Origin of the sequence: Methylobacterium sp. CCH7-A2 (genome assembly GCF_001557075.1) — a bacterium.
Lineage (GTDB): Bacteria > Pseudomonadota > Alphaproteobacteria > Rhizobiales > Beijerinckiaceae > Allobosea > Allobosea massiliensis.
In genome coordinates, this window is record NZ_LSKN01000282.1 from 1 (window position 1) to 20734 (window position 20734).

The 20734-nt window shown below is 69.4% G+C and carries 22 protein-coding genes; 10 read left to right on the forward strand and 12 right to left on the reverse strand.

All coding sequences use genetic code 11. The features are described 5' to 3' along the window. The coding region (locus AX750_RS20720; protein ID WP_210173046.1) for an MFS transporter at positions 1–1273 on the forward strand (1273 nt) is incomplete at its 5' end. 145 nt (positions 1274–1418) lie between these two features. Here the strand turns inward: AX750_RS20720 and AX750_RS20725 are convergent. Continuing rightward, positions 1419–2312, reverse strand: coding sequence for a metalloregulator ArsR/SmtB family transcription factor (locus tag AX750_RS20725; protein ID WP_066723212.1), 894 nt, complete (start codon positions 2310–2312; stop codon positions 1419–1421). Further along, positions 2309–2839, reverse strand: coding sequence for an arsenate reductase ArsC (locus AX750_RS20730; RefSeq protein WP_066723214.1), 531 nt, complete (start codon positions 2837–2839; stop codon positions 2309–2311). Before AX750_RS20730 ends, AX750_RS20725 begins: the two co-directional genes overlap by 4 nt. Before the next feature lie 132 nt (positions 2840–2971). Here AX750_RS20730 and AX750_RS20735 point away from each other — a divergent pair, with 132 nt between their 5' ends. Both AX750_RS20735 and arsJ read left to right on the forward strand, forming a co-directional pair. Further along, positions 2972–4015: an ArsJ-associated glyceraldehyde-3-phosphate dehydrogenase gene (locus tag AX750_RS20735; protein ID WP_066723217.1), complete on the forward strand. Its 1044-nt coding sequence runs from the start codon at positions 2972–2974 to the stop codon at positions 4013–4015. 4 nt (positions 4016–4019) lie between these two features. After that, complete coding sequence (gene arsJ, locus AX750_RS20740; protein WP_066723220.1) at positions 4020–5261, forward strand: organoarsenical effux MFS transporter ArsJ; 1242 nt, start codon at positions 4020–4022, stop codon at positions 5259–5261. A 6-nt stretch (positions 5262–5267) separates the two neighbouring features. On the opposite strand, the gene minE is transcribed toward arsJ, so the two are convergent. Genes minE through minC form a run of 3 tightly spaced genes read right to left on the reverse strand, consistent with a single transcriptional unit; the run spans position 5268 to position 7122 of the window. After that, the gene (minE, locus tag AX750_RS20745) at positions 5268–5531 is read right to left on the reverse strand and encodes a cell division topological specificity factor MinE (RefSeq protein WP_066723222.1); all 264 of its coding nucleotides are present in this window, start codon (positions 5529–5531) and stop codon (positions 5268–5270) included. After that, positions 5528–6343: a septum site-determining protein MinD gene (minD, locus tag AX750_RS20750; RefSeq protein ID WP_066723225.1), complete on the reverse strand. Its 816-nt coding sequence runs from the start codon at positions 6341–6343 to the stop codon at positions 5528–5530. The genes minE and minD overlap by 4 nt, the downstream gene beginning before the upstream one ends. A 32-nt stretch (positions 6344–6375) precedes the next feature. Then, positions 6376–7122, reverse strand: coding sequence for a septum site-determining protein MinC (gene minC / locus AX750_RS20755; protein WP_066723227.1), 747 nt, complete (start codon positions 7120–7122; stop codon positions 6376–6378). A 183-nt stretch (positions 7123–7305) separates the two neighbouring features. Between minC and AX750_RS20760 the strand changes: the two genes are divergently transcribed. Beyond that, complete coding sequence (locus tag AX750_RS20760; protein ID WP_066723230.1) at positions 7306–7545, forward strand: hypothetical protein; 240 nt, start codon at positions 7306–7308, stop codon at positions 7543–7545. Here AX750_RS20760 and AX750_RS20765 read toward each other — a convergent pair. Beyond that, positions 7542–8342, reverse strand: coding sequence for an aldolase/citrate lyase family protein (locus AX750_RS20765; protein WP_066723234.1), 801 nt, complete (start codon positions 8340–8342; stop codon positions 7542–7544). The genes AX750_RS20760 and AX750_RS20765 overlap by 4 nt on opposite strands. Before the next feature lie 183 nt (positions 8343–8525). On the opposite strand from AX750_RS20765, the gene AX750_RS20770 reads away from it, so the two are divergent. After that, positions 8526–9530, forward strand: coding sequence for an NAD(P)H-quinone oxidoreductase (locus AX750_RS20770; protein ID WP_082735063.1), 1005 nt, complete (start codon positions 8526–8528; stop codon positions 9528–9530). Between the two features lie 25 nt (positions 9531–9555). Here the strand turns inward: AX750_RS20770 and AX750_RS20775 are convergent, their stop codons facing one another. Together AX750_RS20775 and AX750_RS20780 are read right to left on the reverse strand one after the other, a co-directional pair. Further along, on the reverse strand, positions 9556–10248 hold the full coding sequence (locus AX750_RS20775) for a dienelactone hydrolase family protein (RefSeq protein WP_156446612.1): 693 nt from the start codon (positions 10246–10248) through the stop codon (positions 9556–9558). A 92-nt stretch (positions 10249–10340) separates the two neighbouring features. Then, positions 10341–11432 carry an alpha/beta hydrolase gene (locus AX750_RS20780; RefSeq protein WP_197426675.1) on the reverse strand — a complete coding sequence of 364 codons (1092 nt, stop codon included), beginning with the start codon at positions 11430–11432 and terminating at the stop codon, positions 10341–10343. Positions 11433–11659: 227 nt separating this feature from the next. Between AX750_RS20780 and AX750_RS20785 the strand changes: the two genes are divergently transcribed. The 3 genes from AX750_RS20785 to AX750_RS20795 are packed head-to-tail and all read left to right on the forward strand — an operon-like array spanning position 11660 to position 15463. After that, positions 11660–12178 carry a (2Fe-2S)-binding protein gene (locus AX750_RS20785; RefSeq protein WP_066723244.1) on the forward strand — a complete coding sequence of 173 codons (519 nt, stop codon included), beginning with the start codon at positions 11660–11662 and terminating at the stop codon, positions 12176–12178. After that, positions 12175–13200, forward strand: a complete 1026-nt coding sequence (locus AX750_RS20790; RefSeq protein ID WP_066723250.1) for a xanthine dehydrogenase family protein subunit M — start codon at positions 12175–12177, stop codon at positions 13198–13200. Before AX750_RS20785 ends, AX750_RS20790 begins: the two co-directional genes overlap by 4 nt. Before the next feature lie 13 nt (positions 13201–13213). Next, a complete protein-coding gene (locus tag AX750_RS20795) occupies positions 13214–15463 on the forward strand; it encodes a xanthine dehydrogenase family protein molybdopterin-binding subunit (protein ID WP_066723252.1) in 2250 nt (749 codons plus the stop codon). Between the two features lie 148 nt (positions 15464–15611). On the opposite strand, the gene AX750_RS20800 is transcribed toward AX750_RS20795, so the two are convergent. Next, positions 15612–15932, reverse strand: a complete 321-nt coding sequence (locus AX750_RS20800) for a hypothetical protein (protein WP_156446613.1) — start codon at positions 15930–15932, stop codon at positions 15612–15614. A gap of 30 nt (positions 15933–15962) precedes the next feature. Between AX750_RS20800 and AX750_RS20805 the strand changes: the two genes are divergently transcribed. Further along, the gene (locus AX750_RS20805) at positions 15963–17201 is read left to right on the forward strand and encodes an MFS transporter (protein ID WP_066723260.1); all 1239 of its coding nucleotides are present in this window, start codon (positions 15963–15965) and stop codon (positions 17199–17201) included. 22 nt (positions 17202–17223) lie between these two features. Next, entirely contained in the window at positions 17224–17445 is a 222-nt protein-coding gene (locus tag AX750_RS20810) for a hypothetical protein (protein WP_066723264.1), read from the forward strand. Here AX750_RS20810 and AX750_RS20815 read toward each other — a convergent pair. Genes AX750_RS20815 through AX750_RS20825 form a run of 3 tightly spaced genes read right to left on the reverse strand, consistent with a single transcriptional unit; the run spans position 17433 to position 20703 of the window. Beyond that, on the reverse strand, positions 17433–18917 hold the full coding sequence (locus tag AX750_RS20815; protein WP_066723268.1) for an ATP-binding cassette domain-containing protein: 1485 nt from the start codon (positions 18915–18917) through the stop codon (positions 17433–17435). The two genes, AX750_RS20810 and AX750_RS20815, sit on opposite strands and share 13 nt — an antisense overlap. Further along, a complete protein-coding gene (locus AX750_RS20820) occupies positions 18917–19756 on the reverse strand; it encodes an ABC transporter permease subunit (RefSeq protein ID WP_066723271.1) in 840 nt (279 codons plus the stop codon). The genes AX750_RS20815 and AX750_RS20820 overlap by 1 nt, the downstream gene beginning before the upstream one ends. After that, positions 19753–20703, reverse strand: a complete 951-nt coding sequence (locus AX750_RS20825; protein ID WP_197426676.1) for an ABC transporter permease — start codon at positions 20701–20703, stop codon at positions 19753–19755. Before AX750_RS20825 ends, AX750_RS20820 begins: the two co-directional genes overlap by 4 nt. Positions 20704–20734 lie beyond the last annotated feature (31 nt).

A 20734-nucleotide genomic window follows, 5' to 3' on the forward strand; every position in this document is an offset into this window, starting at 1 on the left:
GCAGCACCACCAAGGCCCCGGAGCTCGCGACCGCCTGATGACGACCATGCCCACCCCACTGCCCCAGACCGCCGCGCAAGGCGGCCTGGGTCTCATCCTGGCGCTCGGCGCCACGCAGGTCGCCGGCTATGGCACGCTCTACTATGCCTTTGCGGTGCTCGCCCCGGAGATCACCAAGAGCTTCGGCTGGGCGCCGGAGTGGACCTATGGCGCCTTCGCGGCCGGCCTGCTGGCCGGCGGTCTGGCGGCGCCCTTCTCAGGCCAGCTGATCGACCGCTTCGGCACGCGGGCGATGATGAGCCTCGGCAGCGTGCTGGCGGCGGCCGCGCTCTACGGCCTGTCGCAGGCGCGCGACCCGGTGAGCTTCTATGCCGCCATGATCGCGGTGGAGACCGTGGGAACGCTCGTGTTCTACGATGCCGCCTTCACCGCGCTGACTCAGGCTCACGGGTCAAGCGCCCGCCGCGCGATCAGCAAGCTTACCCTGATCGGCGGCTTCGCCTCGACATTGTTCTGGCCGCTGACGACGGCCCTGCTCGCGCATCACGACTGGCGCAGCATCTACCAGTTCTATGCGATCGGCTATCTCGTGCTGTGCCTGCCGCTACATGCGCTGCTGCTGCCGGCCCGTGGCGGCAAGGCCGCGGCCGTCATGGCGCCCAGGCCGGAGGGGGATGCGCACGCCTATCTCCTCGGCCGGGATCGGATGCGCGCCTTCCTGCTGCTGGCACTGGCCTTTTCGCTCCAGGGCTTCGTGGTCTCGGCCATGTCGGTGCATCTGCTGACGATGCTGGAGGGTCTCGGCCTCAGCGCGGCGCTCGCGGTCGGGATCGGCGCCATGGTCGGCCCCTCGCAGGTGGCGGGGCGGCTGGTCGAGATGCTGTTCGGAACGGAACTCGAGCCGACTACGACCGCCTGGGTTTCGGCGACGCTGATGCCGCTCGGCTTCGCGCTGCTGCTGGTCAGCGGCACGACGGCGACGCTCGCCGGGCTCTTCGCCATCGCCTATGGCGTCAGCATGGGGCTGAGCTCGATCGTGCGGGGCACGGTGCCGCTGCGGCTCTTCGGCCCGGCCGGCTATGGGGCGATGCTGGGCAAGCTATCGGCGCCGGGGCTGGCCATCCGGGCGGCTGCGCCGGTCGCCTTCGCGGTCATGGTCGAGCGGGCCGGGCTGCTGCCGAGCACGATCCTGCTGATCGTGCTCTCGGGCGCGGCCGCCCTGTCGCTGTTCCTGCTGTCACGGCTGGCTGCCGCCCTGCCGGCCCCGAAATGACCGGCCGCCAGCGCAGGGTGCGAGCAGACCGACCGCTCCAAAGCGCCGGCCCTTCAGCGACGCAACCGGTATCTCGCCCGAGACCCGGACATCGCCAGGACGTTGCGCGAGGCCCCGCCGTCGGGTCTGCGATCGATTGTGACGCTCACGCCGCCCGTTCCAGCGTCATCGGCGTCGCGCCATCCATCCGGCCGATCGCCGCCAGCACGGGAGCGAGTTCATCCGCCGCCATCTGTTCGAAGGGCAGGTTGACGAAGGCGGTCACCCGTGCGGTGAGCTGGCGGTAGCTCTGCAGGAAGGCCGCACGCTGGGCGGCAGCGGGGCCGGCTGCCGCCGCCGGATCGTCCAGTCCCCAATGGGCACGCAATGGCGCGCCCGGAAAGACGGGGCATGGCGTCTCCGCCGCGCCGTCGCAGACGGTGACGACGAGGTCCAGTGGCGGCGCCTCGGGTCCGAGGAACTCGTCCCAGGACTTCGAGCGCATGGCGGAGACGTCGTATCCGAGTTCCGCCAGCAACCCGAGGGCCGCCGGGTGAGGCGCCTCCTGCGGGCGGCTGCCGGCCGAGAAGGCCTCGATCCGTCCCAGGCCCTCACGGTTGAGAATGGCCTCGGCCATGATGGAGCGGGCCGAGTTGCCGGTGCAGACCACGAGGACACGCAGCGGCCGCTCGCTCGCGACGGGCTCGCGCCGCGCCGGGATCGCCGTGGCCCCTGGCGGGCAGGCGGCCGGGCCCTGGGTGCAGCAGGCATCCGTCAGGAACGCCAGCAGCGCATCGGCGGGGCCTGGCTTGGCGGCGAAGATGATGTGACGCCCCTCGCGCCGCGAGGCCAGCAGGCCGACCTGCTCCAGCGCCGCGAGATGGGCCGAGAGGGTGTTGTGCGCGACGGCGAGCAGCCGGCCGATATCGCCCGCTGCCAGCCCATGCGGCCGGTAGCGCATCAGCAGGCGAAAGATCTCGAGCCGCGTCGGCTGGGCGAGCGCTGCCAGGAGCGCGACCGCCTCCGCGGATTCCAGCCTCGGCGCCGGCCCCTGCTTCACGCGGCGTCATCCCTCTGCAATGGATCGGCGCGCGACGTGTCCTTGCCGATCGCGTCCAGCCGGTGCTGCAGAGCCATGCCCTTCAGCGTCGCCAGAGGCAAGCTCGCGAAGAGCGAGATGCGGTTGTTCAGCATGCGGTAGGCATCGGCGAAGGCGAGCGCCTTCTGAACGTCGTCGCCTTCATGGGCGGCCGGATCCGGCAGGGTCCAGAGCGCCGTCACGGGATTGCCCGGCCAGGCCGGCGGAACGGCATTGGCCGCCGTCTCCGAGAGGGTGAAGACGAAGTCGAGCTGCGGCGCGTTCGGGCCGGAAAATGCGTCCCAGCTCTTGGGCCGCAGGTCGGAGACATCGTGGTTGAGCGATTTGAGCAGCCTGACGACGAAGGGATTGATCGAAGCACGGGGCTGCGAGCCGGCACTGTAGACGGCGAACTTGCCGGCCATGCGCCGCATGATCGCCTCGGCCATGATGGAGCGCGCGTGATTGCCTTTGCACACGAAAAGCACCGCGAGAGGAGAGGTCGTCATGGCGTCGTCCCGATATGTCGGTTTCGGATGACATGAGTCTCATCACAGAATATGTCGTTGTCAACCGACATATTGACATGATGCCTTCATCCGGGTGATGCAGCCTCCCTGAGACAGACAGGGAGCAGAGTCATGCGGATCGGCATCAACGGCATGGGGCGGATCGGGCGTCTGGCGCTGCGGGCCGCCCTGGGGGCGGCCGACCGGCAGGGCGACGATCCGCGCGCCGGCAACCGGCTCGACGTCGTCCATCTCAACGAGATCAAGGGTGGTGCGGCGGCGACCGCCCATCTGCTCGAATTCGACAGCATGCAGGGCCGCTGGCGCGGCGGCATCGCGAGCGCCGGCGAGGATGCGGTCACGATCGGCGAGCGCCGCTTAAGTTTCTCGGCGGCGGGCGAGCCGGGCGACATCTCCTGGGGGGATCTCGGCGTCGATGTCGTGCTCGAATGCACCGGCAAGTTCCTGACGCCGGCGACACTGGAGGGGCATCTGAAGCGCGGCGCCAAGCGCGTCATCGTCGCCGCCCCCGTGAAGGACCCCTCGGTCCTCAACGTCGTCGTCGGCGTCAACGAGCATCTCTACGACCCCGCCGTTCACCCGATCGTCACCGCCGCCTCCTGCACGACGAACTGCCTAGCCCCGGTGGTGAAGGTCGTGCACGAGAATTTGCGCATCCGGCACGGCCAGATCACCACGATCCACGACCCGACCAACACCAATGTCGTGGTCGATGCGCCCCACAAGGATCTGCGCCGCGCCCGCTCGGCGATGCTCTCGCTGCAACCGACGACGACCGGCAGCGCCACCGCGATCGCGCTGATCTATCCCGAGCTGAAGGGCAAGCTCGACGGCCACGCCGTGCGCGCGCCCGTCCTCAACGCCTCTCTGACCGACTGCGTCTTCGAGTTGGAGCGGTCGACGACCGCGGCCGAGGTCAACGCGCTGTTCGCGGAGGCGGCCAAGGGGCCACTGGCCGGAATCCTCGGCTTCGAGCCGCGCCCGCTGGTCTCGATCGACTATCAGCGCGACACGCGCTCGAGCATCGTCGACGGTCTCTCGACGCTGGTCACCGACGGCACGATGCTGAAGGTCTACGCCTGGTACGACAACGAGATGGGCTATGCCTGCCGCATGGTCGATCTCGCCTGCCATCTCGAACAGGCCGGGATCTGATCGGGTGACCGAGGGAACCCGCAACTACGCCATCGTCACCGCCGCCTATTGGGGCTTCACCCTGACCGACGGCGCGCTGCGCATGCTCGTGCTGCTGCATTTCTTCCGGCTCGGCTATTCGCCCTTCACCCTCGCCTTCCTGTTCCTGCTCTATGAGGCGGCCGGGATCGTCGCCAATCTGATCGGCGGCTGGCTCGCGGCGCGCTACGGCATCACCCGCATGCTCGCGGTGGGTCTCGGCACGCAGATCGCGGGCTTCCTGCTGCTGTCGGGCCTGTCGCCGGACTGGACGGCCGCTGCCTCCGTCGCCTGGGTGGTGATGGCGCAAGGCGTCTGCGGCGTCGCTAAGGACCTGACCAAGACGGCCTCGAAATCGGCGATCAAGGTCGCCGAGGCCGCGGCACGCAGCGAGGACGCTGAGGGACGGCTGTTCCGCTGGGTCGCCTGGTTCACCGGCTCCAAGAACGCGATGAAGGGCGTTGGCTTCTTCCTGGGCGGGCTGCTGCTGGAGGCGCTCGGCTTCCGCGGCGCGCTCTGGGCGATGGCGGCGATGCTGGCGCTGATCCTGCTCGGCGTGGTGATCGCGCTGCCGGCAATGATGGGCAAGGCCAAGGCGAGCAAATCCGCGCGCGAGCTCTTCGCCAAGAACCGGGGCGTCAACCTGCTGGCGCTGGCCCGCGTCGCGCTGTTCGGAGCGCGCGACGTCTGGTTCGTCGTCGGCGTGCCGGTGTTCCTCTATGCCTCGGGCTGGACCTTCACCATGGTCGGCAGCTTCCTGGCGCTCTGGACGATCGGCTACGGCCTCGTTCAAGCGGCTGCGCCCGCCCTCATCGCCCGAAGCGCCGACGGGCTGTCGAGCGAAGTCCCGGCGGCGCGGCTCTGGTCGCTGGCGCTGGCGGCGATCCCCTTTGCGCTCGCCGCCTTGCTGCTGAGCGGGGCCGTCTCCCGGCCCGATCTCGTGCTGGTCGCGGGGCTTGGCCTGTTCGGCTTCGCCTTCGCGGTCAACTCGTCGCTGCACTCTTACCTGATCCTGGCCTATGCGGGCTCGGAGAAGGCGGCCGAGGATGTCGGGTTCTATTACGCCGCCAATGCGCTGGGGCGGTTCGGCGGCACGCTGCTCTCGGGCCTGCTCTACCAGGCGGGCGGGCTGCAGGCCTGCCTGATCGGCTCGGGCCTGATGCTGGCGGCGTGCTTCGTGGCGACGCTGGCTCTCCCGGGGCGGAGGGATGCTCCGCTCCGGGCGTGAGCCGGTTCAGGCCGCCTTGCGGGCGACGTCGAAGGGGATTTCGATGTCGACGGCCAGCGTCGAGACCTGGGCGCCGCGCTCCATCGTGACGCTGACCTTCTCTGAATCGATCTGCATGTGCTTGGAGATCGCACGCAGGATCTCGTCCCGGAGCTTGGCGACGAGATCGGAGTCGCCGACCGCGGCGCGCTCATGCGCCAGCAGGACCTTGAGGCGCTCGCGGGCGGCGGGGGCCGACTGCACGCGCGAGAAGAAACGACGCAGGTTCATGCCGCCTTCCTTCCGAAGATCTTGCCGAAGAAGCCGCGCTTCTCGCCCGGGACCATGATCGGCAGGTTCTCGCCCTGGAGCCGGCGCGCGGCCTCGAAATAGGCGATCGAGGGGGCGCTGCGGTCATCCGCCAGCGTCACCGGCGAGCCCAGATTGGAGGCGCGCAGCACGTCCATGCTCTCGGGGATGATGCCGAGCAGCGGGATGGAGAGGATCTCCAGCACGTCGTCGACCTTGAGCATGTCGCCGCGCTCGGCCCGGACCGGGTCGTAGCGGGTCAGCAGCAGGTGCTTCTCCATGTGCTCGCCCTGCTCGGCGCGCAGCGTCTTGGAATCGAGCAGGCCGATGATGCGGTCGGAATCGCGCACCGAGGAGACCTCCGGATTGGTCACCACGATGGCGACGTCGGCATGGCGCATGGCCAGCGTGGCGCCACGCTCGATACCGGCGGGGCTGTCGCAGATCACCCAGTCGAAGACGCTCTTGAGCGCGCCGATGACCTTCTCCACGCCCTCGGCGGTGAGGTTGTCCTTGTCGCGGGTCTGCGAGGCCGGCAGCAAATAGAGCGTCTCGACGCGCTTGTCGCGGATCAGCGCCTGGGTGAGCTTGGCCTCGCCCTGGATGACGTTGACGAGGTCGTAGACGACCCGGCGCTCGGCCCCCATGACGAGGTCGAGATTGCGCAGCCCGACGTCGAAATCCACCACCACGACCTTCTCGCCACCCTTGGCGAGCGCTGCCCCGAGCGCGGCGGACGAGGTCGTCTTGCCGACGCCTCCCTTGCCCGAGGTGACCACGATGACTTTGCCCATAGACCTCTCCCGATTGTCCCGATGTCGCCTGGTCAGGCGATCGACCCGACCTTGAATGTTTCGCCTTCGAGCCAGATCTGCACGGCCTTGCCGCGCAGCTCCGGCTCCATGTCCTCGGCTGTCTTGTAGAAGCCGTCGATCGCCAGCAGCTCGGCCTCGAGCCGGCTGCAGAAGATGCGCGCCGACGCGTTGCCCATGGTGCCGGCGAGCGCCCGGCCCCGCAGCGTCCCGTAGACATGGATCGAGCCGCCCGCGACGATTTCGGCGCCCGAGGCAACCGAGCCGACGATGGTGACGTCCCCCTCTGGGAAGAACAGCGACTGACCCGAGCGCACGGGCTGGGTGACGATGATCGACGGCATCGGCTTGCCCGGCGTCGGATCCGAGCGGACGACGCTCTCCGGCGCCACCGCGTCCGGCACCGGCTCCGGAGCCGCCTCGGCGGCCGGCGGCTCGACATCGGCGGTGGAACGCCCGCCGGACATCGCCGGCGGCAGATCCGAGCCCAGCATGGAGGCCCTGGCCCCCTCGATGCCCATGATCCGGACGCCGCGACCGGACAGCTTGGCGACGAGGTCGCGCAGCTCCGCCCGGTCCAGCTCGAGCCCCTCGATGTCGAGCACGACGGGCCGCCGCAGGAAGAAGCCGGCCGAGAGCGCGGCCAGTTCGTCGAGCCGGATCAGCCAGTCCTCGAGCGGCAGCTCGGGGGTCAGCGTCAAGGCAAGGTAGGAGCGCCCCTTGAGGCGGATGGGCCTGGGTTTGGTTAACACGGCGGTCATCTTGGTAAATTTTCGGTGTCTTCGGTGTATTCAGCCAATGGTTAACGGCCGGTAAATGACGCTGCTCCTGAGGCCATTCGCACGAGCTGTGGCAGCCGCGCCGCAACGCCTCGCAAAGCATGAGGCGGCTCGCCCCGAAACGTGCGATCCTCGCGGCCGGGCGATGGGCCTGCGGAGCCGACCATGGACATCATCGTCACGCCCAGCGGCCTGACCAGCTGGGCCCTGACCGACCTGCTCGGACGCGATATGGGGCGCGTCGAGCTGGCGGCGCCGGGCGAATACCGAATCATTCCCGGTGAGCGCGTCGCCGAGACCATGCGCGCGATGAAGCATGGCCCCTTCGCCACGCTCGACGCCGCCCTGTCGCAGATCGAGGTTTTCACCCGCTCGACCTGCCGGCTCGCCCCCGCGGCCGACTAGCGCGGAGCGGCGGGAGCGGCCGACCCGGTGCGCGCGCGCAGCGTCTGCGCGACCGCGGTTCCCTGGTCGATCAGCAGGTTGATGTCGTTGGTGGCGACGATCAGCCGGGCGCCGAGATCGAGTGCATGCGATTGCAACAGCGCCGCGCCGACGCCGATGACGCCGAAGATCTTGCCCTGCGCACGCGTCGCCGCCGCGACAGCCGCGAAGGCGGCGAGAACCTCGGGATGGTCGACCGCGCCGAGGTGGCCCATGTCGGCGGCGAGGTCGTTGGCGCCGATGATGACGGCGTCGATGCCGGCGACGGCCGCGATGTCACTGGCCGCCGCGACGCCACCGGCGCTCTCGACCATGGCGACAATGAAGGTGTCCTGCTCAATTTGCCGGACCATCTCGGCGGCCGGTGGCACCTGGAAGCCGAGCCGCGCCAGCGGGCTCGGCAGAGAGCGCTTGCCGAGCGGCTGGAACCGGCACTTCTCGACGATCAGACGCGCCTCTGCAGCGGTCTCGACATGCGGCACCACCACGCCCTCGGCGCCGCAGTCGAGCACCCGCGCCAGGTCGGGCACATAGGGACCGCCGACGCGGACGAGGCAGGGCAGCCCGGCCTCGCTGGCGGCGACGCTGATCGAGGCGGCGTCACCGATCGCGATCGGGGCATGCTCCATGTCGACCAGCAGGAAATCGAAGCCGCAACTGCGCGTGACCGTGACGATCTCGACCGTGCGGACGACGCAGGCCGCCAGGCCGATCGCCGTCTGGTCGCCCGCCATCATCGCCTTCAGCGTCCGCCGCATGCCGTTCTCCCTCGCTTCGCCGGCGCGCCGATGGGCTGGCACGCGGCCTCTGTGCAGGATGCGTGCAAGCGTGCGGCGTGACCAGCCGGGCCGCACCGACGCATCGCGGACGCTTGAACCCGGCCGCCGCCGGCCCCACAAGAGCGTTCAAAGGGCGCCTCCCGGCGCTGCTCCACGGAGACGATGATGGCTTTGCCGCAGACGATGAAGCAGGTGCGCTTTTCCGGGCCCGGCGGGCCGGAGGTGATCGAGATCGAGACGGCCCCCGTGCCGCAGCCGGGAGCGGGCCAGGTCCTGATCGCGGTCGCTGCCGCCGGCATCAACCGGCCGGACTGCCTGCAGCGGGCCGGTGGCTATCCGCCGCCGCCCGGCGCGACCACGGTGCCGGGGCTGGAAGTCTCCGGCCACATCGTCGCCGTCGGCGCGGGCGTCGCCGAGAGCCGCATCGGCGAGGCCGTCTGCGCGCTGCTGATCAGCGGCGGCTATGCCGAATATGCCGTCGCCGACGAGGCGCTCTGCCTGCCGGTGCCGAAGCCGCTCTCGCTGCTGGAGGCCGCCGGCCTCCCGGAGAACTATTTCACCGTCTACGACAACGTCTTCACCCGCGGGCGGCTGCGGGCAGGCGAGACCATCCTCGTCCATGGCGGCTCCAGCGGCATCGGCTCGACCGCGATCCAGCTGGCGAAGCAGGCGGGCGCGACCGTCTATGCGACGGCCGGCTCGCCCGAGAAATGCGATTTCTGCCGGTCGCTGGGGGCCGACCAGGCCATCGACTACCGGGCGCAGGACTTCCTGGCCGAGGTCAAGCGCCTGACCGACGGCAAGGGCGTCAACGTCGTCCTCGACATGGTCGGCGGGCCCTATATCCAGCGCAACATCGCGGCGCTGGCGGTGGAGGGGCGTCTCGTGCAGATCGCCTTCCTGCAGGGCCCCAAGGCCGAGCTCGACCTGACGGCGATGATGATCCGCCGGCTCACGCTCACCGGCTCGACCCTGCGGCCGCGCTCGGTCGCGCTCAAGGCTGAGATCGCCGCGAAGCTGCGCGAGAAGATCTGGCCGCTGCTGGAGGCCGGCGCGGTAAAGCCGATCATCCACGCGACCTTCCCGCTCGAACAGGCACGACAGAGCCACGAGCTGATGGAATCGAGCGCCCATCTCGGCAAGATCATGCTGACTGTCGGCGGCTGAGCTTTCGGTCGAAGCTCGGCGCCGCTCAGGCGCCGAGATATCGCCGCAGGAAGGCGACGCTGCGGGTTGCCGCGTCGAGCTGGGCGGTCTGGCTGAAGCCATGGCCCTCGCCCGGATAGATCTGCGTCTCGACCGGCACGCCGCGCCCACGCAGCAGCGCCTCGATGCGCTCCGCATTGCGGACAGGGACGATGCGGTCGGCGGAGCCGTGCAGGATCAGCGTCGGCGCGCGCGGCCGGCCCTCGTCGAGATCCTCAGGCAGGAAGCCGAAATAGCTGACGACGGCGCCGATGCGCCTGTCGCGCGCGGCGAGCGACAAGGCGAGCGCGCCACCCAGCGAGATCCCGACGATGGCGAGGCGCGAGGGATCGATGGTCGGGTCCTTGCGGACGCTCTCGATCACCGAGGTAAGGCCACTGCGCCAGACCGCGTATTTGCGGCCGATCTCGCTGTAAGAGGCGCGCTGCTCGCCGGTGACCTCGAAGTAATGCGGGAACAGCACGGTGTAGCCCTGTCCCGCCAGCGCCTGGGCAGCGAACTGGTATTGCGCGCGCCGCGTGATGCCATCGGCGCCATGGAGAAGCAGGATGGCGGGCCTGCGACCGCGGCCTGCCCCTTCGACCCGGTCGATGGCCACGGGCGCCTGGGCCAAGGCCGAAGATGGGGCCCCGGCAACGAGGGCTCCGGTGAGACCGAGCAAGGCGGTTCGGCGATCCATGAGGGCTCCATCGACAACGAAATGATGACCGCCGCGGCGCGAGCCCGCGGCGGTCGGGATAAGGGCGCGCGGCGGAGCCGCGCGCCGTTTCGTCACTTGCGGGCTTCGAAACCCTTGCGGATCTGCGCGACGGCGAAGTCCTGCGCTTCGCGGGCCTTGGCGACGACCGCGTCCATGCCAAAGAACTCGTGTGTTACGCCGGTGTAGAGGTGGTGCGTCGTCTCGACGCCCGCTTCCTTCAGTTTGGCGACGATGAGGTCACCGTCCGACTTCAGCGGATCGATCTCGGCGTTGATCACCGTTGTCGGCGGCAGGCCCTTCAGATTGGACGCGACGAGGTTGAGGCGCGGGTCCTGCGTATCGGCCTCGCTCTTGACGACATGCTTCACGAACCAGGCCATCATCGGCGTGTTCAGCGGCTTGGCGTTGGCCTGCTCCTTCTTGGAGGGCGTATCGAGGCTGGTCGTCGCCACCGGATAGACCGAGACGATCGCCAGCGGCTTGGTCAGGTTCTGGTCGCGGGCGGCGATGGCCGTGTTGATGGCGAGGTTGCCGCCGGCGCTCTCGCCGACCAGCGCGATGCGGTTGGGATCGTAGCCCCAGCCCTGCGCGTTCTTCAGCACGTATTTATAGGCCTCGATCGCCTCGTCATGCGCAGCCGGGAACTTGTTTTCCGGTGCCATCGGATAGTCGACCGAGACGACCGCCGCGCCCGTCTTGCGAGCAAGCGCCGAGGGGGTGGCGTCGTAAACGTCGAGGCTCGCGATCACCCAGCCGCCGCCGCGGAAGAAGACGATGATCGGAAGGTTGGAATCCTTCGTCGCGTTCTCCGGCACGTACCAGCGCAGCCGCAGATTGCCCATGTCGGCGAAGCGGCTGTTAGAGACCTTGAGGCCGGCATGCGGATCGGCCTCGATCTTCTTGTCCTTGATGATCTTCATCACCGCGTCGGTCGGCGTCGGCTGGTCGCGGGCATCGCCCGGCTCCAGGCTCTCGATCGGCTTGCCGCCGAGGCCGGCCAGCACGGAGAGCACCTCGGCCATGTCGGCGTCGGGCTTGGACGCGTTCTGCATCGCCGCAGCCGGCGGCGCGGCGGTCTGGGCCATGGCGGGTGTCAGAGCACTGGTCGCGAGCATCAGCGAAAGCCAGACGGTTTTCGCCGGCACGAAGGAAGAGATCGGCATCGAGAGATCCTTGTTGGAGGTTTGCACTCCCAACCGGGGCGGCCTGCGGAGGTTCCGTAACGACGACGCCGTGGCCGATCCGGACCGCGGCCGTCTTCACGAAACCGCTGTGGAACAACCGTCGGGCACAGCCTGTTGTGGCGGGACGAAGTGCGGGTGCGTCGCAAGGCGATGCCGGCCCGCCATGGCTGCGCCTTCCCGACATTCCGCCGAAGCAGGAGTTGCCCTTGCCCGCCCATGCCATCGTCGGGACGCAGACCGTTCCCATCGAGATCACGCTGAACGGTGAGCGCCGTTCGCTGGAGGTCTCCCCCGTTACCTCCCTGCTCGATCTGCTGCGGCACGATCTGGAGCTGACCGGCACGAAGAAGGGCTGCGATCACGGCCAGTGCGGCGCCTGCACCGTGCTGATCGACGGGCGGCGCATCAACAGCTGCCTGCAGCTCGCCGTGATGCAGGACGGCAAGTCGATCACCACCATCGAAGGGCTGGCCGCGGATAGCCGCCTGCACCCGCTCCAGCAGGCGTTCATCGAGCATGACGCCTTCCAGTGCGGCTATTGCACGCCGGGGCAGATCTGCTCGGCGGTGGCGCTGATCGAGGAGGGGCACGCGACCAGCCGTGAGGAAATCCGCGAGTTCATGAGCGGCAATCTCTGCCGCTGCGGCGCCTACACCAACATCGTCGATGCGATCGAGGACGTGGCGGGCCGGCAGCGCCGGCCGGTGCGGGAGGCCGCGGAATGAACCCGTATTCCTATCACCGCGCCGGCAGCATCGAAGACGCGGTCCGCGCACTCGCAGCCAGCCCCGACGCCCGGATCGTCGCGGGCGGCACCAATCTCATCGATCTGATGAAATACGGCGTCGAGACGCCGGCCGCGCTGGTCGACATCACCCGGATCGAGGCGCTGAACGGGATCGCGGAGACCGAGGATGGCGGGCTGCGGATCGGGGCGCTCGTGCCCAATACGGTTGTCGCCGAGGACGCCCGCATTGCGGAGCGCTACCCGCTGCTCGCCAGCGCGATCCTCGCCGGGGCGACGCCGCAGCTGCGCAATGCCGCGACCACGGGCGGCAATTTGAACCAGCGGACGCGCTGCTACTACTTCTACGACGTCAAGACGCCCTGCAACAAACGCGAGCCGGGCACCGGCTGCGGCGCGATCGGTGGCGTCAACCGGATCCATGCGATCCTGGGCGCAAGCGAGCACTGCATCGCCACACATCCCTCCGACATGTGCGTTGGGCTGGCGGCTCTCGGGGCGGAGGTCCGCATCCAGGGGCCCAATGGCGCGCGCAGCATTTCCTTTGCCGACTATCACCGTCTGCCGGGAGATGCACCGGAGCGCGACAACACGCTCCAGGCCGGCGAGATCGTGGAAGCCGTGATCCTGCCCGCCGATGCGCAGGCCTATGCCGCCCATCACAGCTATCTCAAGCTGCGCGACCGGCTCTCCTACGCCTTCGCGCTGGTCTCGGTGGCAGCCGCGCTCGACATCCGCGACGGGCAGATCGCTTCGGCCCGGCTGGCGCTGGGCGGCGTGGCGCACAAGCCGTGGCGACGCGAAGAGGCCGAAGCCCTTCTGGTCGGTGGCCGAGCCGACGAGGCAGCCTTCGCCGCGGCAGCGACGAGCCTGCTCGCGGGCGCTCAAGGTCATGAGCACAACGGCTTCAAGATCGACCTCGCCCGCCGCGCCATCCTCCGCAGCCTGCGACAGGCGGCCGCCGGCACGCCGCAATCGCAGACCGACAAGCGCATCGCGTGAAAGGCTTCCGATCATGCTGAAGAACGATCTCCATGTCGGCGCGCCCCGCAGCCGCGTCGACGGCCCTGCCAAGGTGACGGGCCAGGCCACCTATGCCGCCGAGTTCACGACGCCCGATCTGGCCCATGGCTACATCGTCGAAAGCGCGATCCCGCGCGGCCGGATCCGCTCGATCGACACCCGCGCCGCGGAAGCGGTCCCCGGCGTCGTGCGGGTGTTCACCCATGAGAACCGCCCGCGGACGGCCTGGTTCAGCTTCAGCTACCAGGACATGGTCGGCCCGCCGGGCAAGCCTTTCCGCCCGCTCTACAGCGACGAGATCCAGTATAGCGGCCAGCCGATCGCACTCGTTGTGGCGGAAAGCTTCGACGTCGCCCGCCACGCCGCTTCGCTGGTTGCCGTCGATTACGAGCGCACCGAGCACGAGACGGATCTCGGCCGGGCCCGGCACGACAGCTACGAGCCGCCGAAGAGGCGCCTGGGCATCGCCCCTCCGCCCAAGCCCAGAGGCGATGCGGCGGCCGCCTTCGGTGCCGCGCCGGTGCGGGTCGCTGGCGAATACGCGATCGCCGCGGAGTTCCACAACCCGATGGAGCCGCATGCGACGACGGTGATCCGGGGCGAGGACGGCAAGCTCACCGTCCACGACAAGACGCAGGGCGTGCAGAACAGCCAGGCCTATGTCGCCAGCGTCTTCGGCCTGTCGAAGGACGATGTGCGGGTCGTGGCGCCCTTTGTTGGCGGCGGCTTCGGCTCGGGACTGCGACCCCAGCACCAGCTTTTCCTCGCGGTGATGGCGTCCCTGGCGCTGGAGCGTCCGGTGCGCGTCGAGCTGACGCGCCAGCAGATGTTCGGCCATGTCCACCGGCCGGAGACGATCAACCTCGTCTCGCTCGGCGCCGGCGAAGATGGAAAGCTGCGCTCGATCCAGCATCAGGCGATCGCGGCGACGTCGCGGTTCGAGGACCATCAGGAGGTCGTCGTGAACTGGTCGGGCCTGCTCTATCCGGCCGAGCATGTCGATCTCCGCTACGAACTGGCCAAGCTCGATATCTATTCGCCCGGCGACATGCGGGCGCCCGGCGCACCGCTCGGGGTCTTCGCGCTGGAAAGCGCGATGGACGAACTCGCGGTCTCGACCGGCATCGACCCCGTCGAGCTGCGGCTGCGCAACTATGCCGAGCGGGACGAGAACGAGGACAAGCCCTTCACCTCCAAGGAGCTGCGCGAATGCTACCGCCAGGGCGCCGAGCGCTTCGGCTGGAGCCGTCGCGACCCGCGCCCCGGCTCGATGCGCGAGGGACATGAGCTGATCGGCTGGGGCATGGCCAGCGGCGTCTGGGAAGCGAACATGATGAAGACCTCGGCACGGGCCAAGCTCACGGCCGATGGTCGCCTCGCCATCGCCTGCGCGACTTCCGATATCGGCACCGGCACCTACACCATCCTCGCGCAGATCGCCGCGGATTCGCTCGGGCTGCCGATGGAGGCGGTCGAGGTCTCGCTCGGCGATTCGACCCTGCCGGATTCGCCGGTGCAGGGCGGGTCCTGGACCGCGGCGTCCGCCGGAAGCGCCGTCTCGGCGGCGTGCCTGAGCCTGCGCAAGGAGCTGCTGCGGCTGGCCGCGAAGATCGACGGCTCGCCCCTCGCCGAGGCCGGCCTCGGGGATGTCGCCTTCACGCAGGGCAGCATCCGCCTGATCGCCGATCCGGGCCGCGCAGTCCCGCTGGCGCAGGCGCTGGCGGCCGGCGGCAAGGAGAGCCTCGAGGCGACGGAATCGGCAGGTCCCGGCCTGATCGGCATGATGCTGCCGAAGAGCCATTCGTCCTACACGCATTCGGCCGTCTTCGCCGAGGTGCGGATCGACGAGGAGCTCGGCGTCCTGCGGGTCACCCGCATCGTCAGCGCGGTCGCGGCCGGGCGTATCCTCAATCCCAAGACGGCGCGCAGCCAGATCCTCGGCGGTGTGGTCTGGGGCGTCGGCATGGCGCTGCACGAGGAGGGGATGACCGATCACCGCCTCGGCCGCGTGATGAACCACTCGCTGGCCGAGTACCATGTGCCGGTGAACGCCGACATCCACGATATCGAGGTGATTTTCGTGGAGGAGGAGGATGAAAAGACCAGCCCGATCGGCGTGAAGGGGCTGGGCGAGATCGGCGTCGTCGGCACGGCGGCGGCGATCGCCAACGCCGTCCATCACGCGACGGGGAAGCGCATCCGCAATCTTCCCATCACGATCGACAAGATCCTCGCCGGCTAGGTTGCCGAGCGGCGTCGGACCCGCGCCCGGCGCCATGGCCGGGCCGCGATCATCGTGCTGTTATGGCGGCGAATCGCGCCCTGACACCGCCCCCTGCGTCGCCCTGGAAGAGACCGCGCATGCCGACCGCCGCCTCCGCCGCTACGCCTCAGAGCGTCCCCCGCTCGAAGCTGTCGATCGCGGCGCTGGCGAGGTCTCCGATGGATTGCGAGCCGTCAGCCATGAGCCGCACCACGATTCCGCCGAGTTTCGCCTTCGCCACCTGGTCGTCGTCGCGGAAGCGGCCCTGGCCGGCGAGGACGGCCCAGGCGCGGGCCTGGACGGCCTCGGCGACGAGCAACTCCTTCGAATTGAGAACCCCGGGAAAGCGGAAATCGGCGGTCTGCATAGGCGTGGCCTTCATCGTTGAGAGCGCGAGATATGATGCGGCGAGCGCCGCGCAACCCCACTCTCCCAAGGTCAGTTTCATGATGTGTCGCCCGCTCGCGGGCATTGCCCCATGACGACGCAGAAGCCCCCGACGGGTTCCGTCGCCGCGCTCGGCGCCATCGTCTCCGGCGCGCTTCTGCTGCAGCTTGCCGGCACCATCGTGAATATGGTCGTGCCCCTGCGCATGGCGGTCGCCGGTCAGCCGCCCCTGCTGATCGGCCTCGTCGCCTCGGCCTATTCGGTCGGATTTCTGGTCGGCTGCTTCGCGATGCCCTCGCTGGTGCGCCGGATCGGCCATATCCGGGCCTTCGCGGTCTTTGCGGCGTTGCAGGCGGCGGCGACGCTGAGCTTTCCGCTCATGTCCGAAACCTGGTGGGCTGCGCCGCGCCTGTTCATGGGGCTGGCCGCAGCCGGCCATGGGATCTGCATCGAGAGCTGGATCAGCGGCCAGGCCAGCGGGGCGCGGCGCGGGCGCATTTTCGGTGTCTACCAGCTGCTCAACCGTGTGGCGATGATCGGCTCCCAGCTCGGCGTCGGCTATCTCGCGATCCAGTCTCAGGACGTGTTTCTGCTGGCGAGCATGGTGTTCTCGATCGCGCTGATCCCGGTGGCGCTGACGCGGGCCCGCGGGCCGGAGTCGAGCGAGGTCGTCTCGGTCGGACTCAAGGCGCTCTGGCGGCAGGCGCCGGCGGCGGTGGTCGGCTGCCTCTATGTCGGGCTCGTCAGCGGTCCTCTCACCAGCGTCACGCCCGCCTATGGCATCCTGGCGGGGCTCGACCAGCGCGACACCATCCTGCTGACGGCCGGGATCCAGCTCGGCGCCCTCCTGATGCAATGGCCGATGAGCCTGCTCGCCGACCGGGTGGCCAGCCGCCCGATCATGCTCTGCGCCGTCAGCCTCGTCGCCGCTACGGCCTCCGCGCTGCTGATCATCCAGAGCGCCGAGCCATCGCAGGCGCGGTTCTGGATGTTCGGCCTGTTCGCGCTGATCGGCGGCTGCAGCGTGCCGCTCTACACCGTGGCGGTGACGCATGCCTATCTGCGGATCGGCCGCGAGCAGGCCGTGGGTCTTTCGGCCCAGCTCCTCTTCCTGTGGGGGACGGGTGCCGCGATCGGCCCCGTCGTCGCCACAGCCCTGATGCAGGTGCTGGGCGCCGGCGGGATGCTGGTCTATCTGATGGGACTGTCGGCGCTGGTGGCGATCTACATCGCGCTGCGGATCACGCGCAAACCCTCTCCCCTGATCCTCGACGGAGAGCGTGTGTCACCCGGGCCGACCATTCCCGAGATCGAACTGACGAAGCGCTAGCAGCGCCGCTGAGGAGCCCGCCTTGTCCAGCACTCCCTATTTCGACGGCGTCGTCATCGACCAGACCGATCGCAGCGCGCCGCTCGAGCTCGAGTTCGGCCGCTCGAGCGACTGGCAGGACGAGAACCTGATCTATCTCGTCGTCGACGGCCGTCCGCTGATCATGGACGATGCGACGGGGCGGCAGATCTACCGGGCGATGATGAAGCTCGGCGCCTTTCTCGGCTACGATCAGGCGCCCTGAAGCCCACGGGCATAGCCCGGCAGCGTCGTCACCCCCTCGCCCGCGCCGATATCGAGCACCTCGTCGGCCGTCGCCGCGAGCAGCGCCCGGTCATGGCTGATCAGGACGAGGCCGAGCCCTTCGCTGGCGACGATCTCGGAGAGCAGGGCCATGGTCTCGCGCTGGACCAGCGGATCGAGCCGCGAGGTCGGCTCGTCCGCAACGATCAGCGCGGGTTTCAGCAGCAGGATGCGCGCCAGCGCCAGGCGCTGCGCCTCGCCTCCCGAGACCTCGCCGGGGCGCCTCCCGAGCAGCTTGCGGTCGAGCCTCAGCCGCTCGAGCAGCGGCGGCAGCGCGTCATCGAGCGCGAGCCCCGGCACGACCTCGGCGAGATCGCCGAACTGGCGCGCGAAGCTGCGTCCGGGCAGAAAGACGCTCGCCGGGTCCTGATGGAGCTTCTGGTAGCGCTGGCGCAGGCGGCGCGCGCCGGCGCGATCGCGATAGGGCTCGACGCCCTGCCAGCTCACATGGCCCGCCGCCGGCGGCCGCAGGCCGAGCAGGATGTTGCCGAGCGTGGTCTTGCCGCAGCCACTGCGGCCGGTCAGGCCGAGAATGCCACCGGCGGGGACATGGATGTCGACGCCCGAGAAGAGCGGCGCGGCCCCGCTGAAGCCGAAGCCGAGACCATGGGCCGCGAGCACCGGCGCATCGAGATCGCAGCAGCGCAGGCAGGGCCGCCAGCCGGCCGGATCGGCCGCGAGCCAGGCCCGCGTATAGGGATGCTGCGGCGCGGCGAAGACGGACTCCGCCGGTCCCTGTTCCACGATCCGCCCGTCGCGCAACACGGCGAGGCTGCCGCCGAGCGCCCGGGCCAGCGCGACGTCATGGGTGATCACGAGCAGCGCGCGTCCGGCGCCTCCGAGCGCGGCCAGCAGCGAGGCGGATTGCGCGATGCGGGCGGCGTCGAGCCCCTTGGTCGGCTCATCGGCGACGACCAACGGCGCGCACCCGACGAGAGCGGAGGCGACGAGGACACGCTGGGCCATGCCTCCGGACAATTCGTCGGGGAAGGCGCGCCCGACGCGCGGCGGCAGGTCGACGGCGGCGAGCGCCTCCTGCGTGGTGAAGGCCGGCGCCGGGCGCGCGTCGGGCGAAGCGCGCAACTGCCCGGTGATCCGCATCGTCGGGTCGAGCGCGGCGCGTGGTTCCTGCGGCAGCAGCAGTGTCTCGCGTGACCAGAGCAGCCGCAGCAGCCCGGCCTGGCTGGCCTCGACCGGCGCATGCCCGTTGATGGCGATGCGGCCGCTGGCGGTGAAGCCCGCCGGCAGCAGGCCCATCACCGCCTGCGCGATCAGGCTCTTGCCGCTCCCTGTCTCGCCGATCAGGAGCAGCACGGAGCCACTGGCCAGCGTCAGGTCGATGTCGGAGACCAGAGCGGTACCGCTCCGGTCCCGGATCGTCAGTCCCGAAAGGACCAGTGCGGGCGCGGTCATCACATCTCCTCCGGCAAAGCGGGCGGCTCGGCGAGGGCCTGGCCGAGCAGCGTGGCCCCGAGCACGGCAAGGAAGATCGCCAGGCAGGGCGCAGCCATCTGGACGGGAGCCTCCGCCAGATAGGGCAGGAGCTCGCTGATCATCGCGCCCCATTCGGGTGTCGGCGGCTGCAGGCCCAGCCCGAGGAAGCCGAGCGCGGAGATCGACATGATCGCGGCGCCGAGCCCCAGCGTCGCCAGCGTCACCGTCTGGCGCAGCACCGGGGGCAGGACGTGGCGGCGCAGGATCGTCAGCGCCGGGAAACCGGCGAGGCGCGCCGCCTCGACATGGGGCTGCGCCAGCTCGCCGATGGCGATGGCACGCGCCATGCGCGCGAATTGCGGCCAGAGCGCGAGCTTGATGCCGATCAGCATGGGCAGGACGCCCCCGCCGAGGAAGCCGGAGATCAGCAGCGCCAGCAGGATACCCGGAAAGGCGAGCATCAGGTCGGCAAGGCGCATGATCGCGATGTCGGCGAAGCGGCCGGCATAGGCGGCGAGGAGGCCGAGCGCGAGGCCAACCCCCGTCGAAACCGCTACGCACAGCACGGCGATGCCGAGAGACCGCGATCCGCCATGCACCAGCCGCGCCGCGATGTCGCGGCCGAGATGATCGGTCCCGAGCCAATGCTTCGCGCTGGCGCCCTCCAGAGCGCTCAGAAGATCCTGGGCCGTGGGATCATGCTGCACCAGCCAGGGACCGACGAGCACCAGGGCTGCGACGACTCCCAGGATGGTCAGCGGAAAGACAAGCCGCCGCCGCGGCCGTTCGGAAGCCGGTAGCGCAAGGGAGAGCGTCATGCCGCGGCCACCTTGAGGCGTCGGGGATCGAGCCCGATGCAGGCGAGATCGGCGAGCAAATTCACGGCCGCATACATCGTCCCGATCACCAATCCCACACCCATGATCATCGGCACGTCGCGCGCGATCAGGGCCTTGACCAGCACCTCGCCCAATCCGGGATAGTTGAACAGCGTCTCGACGACGACGAAGCCGTCGACGACATAGGCAAATTGCAGGGCCGCGAAGGTGGCCACGGGGATCGCCGCGTTCCGTACGCCATGATGCAGGAAGGCGGAGCCCGCGCTGCGGCCGCGAATGCGCGCGAAGGTCATGTAGAAGGCGCTTCTGACCTCGACGACCGCATTCCGGATGATCCGCACCGAGAAGGCGGCGAGCCCCAAGGCCAGCGTCAGCGCCGGCAGCACCATATGTGCGCCGGTGCGGAAACCCGCCGGCGGCAGCCAGCGCAGCGTCAGAGCGAAGAGCGAGATCAGGCCGATGCCGACGAGAAAGCTCGGCATCGAGGCGAGCGCCACCGCCAGCGCATTGGTGCCCCGGTCGAGCCAGCCGCCGGGCCTGAAGCCGCAGGCGATGCCGAGCGGCAGCGCGATGGCGTAGGAGAGCAGCCAGCCCAGCGTGCCGAGCCCCAGCGTATGGCGGCCATGATAGGCGATTTCTTGCCAGACAGGCTTGCCCGTCACCCGCGAATGGCCGAGATCGCCCGTCGCGAGCCTCCCGAGCCAGGACACATACTGGACGGTGAGAGGGCGATCGAGCCCCTCCTCGCGGCGCACGCGTTCCGTCGTCTCGGCTGTAACGCGCTCGCCGACGCGCGCCGCCGAGATCGCGAGCGCGGTGTCGCCCGGCAGCGCGTGGACGAAAGCGAAGCAGAGGCTGGCCAGAAGCCAGGCCGTCAGCACCGCCTGCAGCACGCGCGAACCGACGAGGGTGCCGAACGTCCTCATGCCGCCCGGCCCGCCCATGACGAGATGCGAC

Coding starts and splice junctions, on each gene's coding strand:
- AX750_RS20825 (WP_197426676.1), bottom strand. CDS start 20,703: ATGAGGACGTTCGGCACCCTCGTCGGTTCGCGCGTGCTGCAGGCGGTG.
- AX750_RS20820 (WP_066723271.1), bottom strand. CDS start 19,756: ATGACGCTCTCCCTTGCGCTACCGGCTTCCGAACGGCCGCGGCGGCGG.
- AX750_RS20760 (WP_066723230.1), top strand. CDS start 7,306: ATGGACATCATCGTCACGCCCAGCGGCCTGACCAGCTGGGCCCTGACC.
- AX750_RS20805 (WP_066723260.1), top strand. CDS start 15,963: ATGACGACGCAGAAGCCCCCGACGGGTTCCGTCGCCGCGCTCGGCGCC.
- minC (WP_066723227.1), bottom strand. CDS start 7,122: ATGACCGCCGTGTTAACCAAACCCAGGCCCATCCGCCTCAAGGGGCGC.
- AX750_RS20775 (WP_156446612.1), bottom strand. CDS start 10,248: ATGGATCGCCGAACCGCCTTGCTCGGTCTCACCGGAGCCCTCGTTGCC.
- AX750_RS20735 (WP_066723217.1), top strand. CDS start 2,972: ATGCGGATCGGCATCAACGGCATGGGGCGGATCGGGCGTCTGGCGCTG.
- AX750_RS20795 (WP_066723252.1), top strand. CDS start 13,214: ATGCTGAAGAACGATCTCCATGTCGGCGCGCCCCGCAGCCGCGTCGAC.
- AX750_RS20765 (WP_066723234.1), bottom strand. CDS start 8,342: ATGCGGCGGACGCTGAAGGCGATGATGGCGGGCGACCAGACGGCGATC.
- AX750_RS20770 (WP_082735063.1), top strand. CDS start 8,526: ATGATGGCTTTGCCGCAGACGATGAAGCAGGTGCGCTTTTCCGGGCCC.
- AX750_RS20815 (WP_066723268.1), bottom strand. CDS start 18,917: ATGACCGCGCCCGCACTGGTCCTTTCGGGACTGACGATCCGGGACCGG.
- AX750_RS20790 (WP_066723250.1), top strand. CDS start 12,175: ATGAACCCGTATTCCTATCACCGCGCCGGCAGCATCGAAGACGCGGTC.
- minE (WP_066723222.1), bottom strand. CDS start 5,531: ATGAACCTGCGTCGTTTCTTCTCGCGCGTGCAGTCGGCCCCCGCCGCC.
- AX750_RS20800 (WP_156446613.1), bottom strand. CDS start 15,932: ATGAAACTGACCTTGGGAGAGTGGGGTTGCGCGGCGCTCGCCGCATCA.
- AX750_RS20730 (WP_066723214.1), bottom strand. CDS start 2,839: ATGACGACCTCTCCTCTCGCGGTGCTTTTCGTGTGCAAAGGCAATCAC.
- AX750_RS20780 (WP_197426675.1), bottom strand. CDS start 11,432: ATGCCGATCTCTTCCTTCGTGCCGGCGAAAACCGTCTGGCTTTCGCTG.
- minD (WP_066723225.1), bottom strand. CDS start 6,343: ATGGGCAAAGTCATCGTGGTCACCTCGGGCAAGGGAGGCGTCGGCAAG.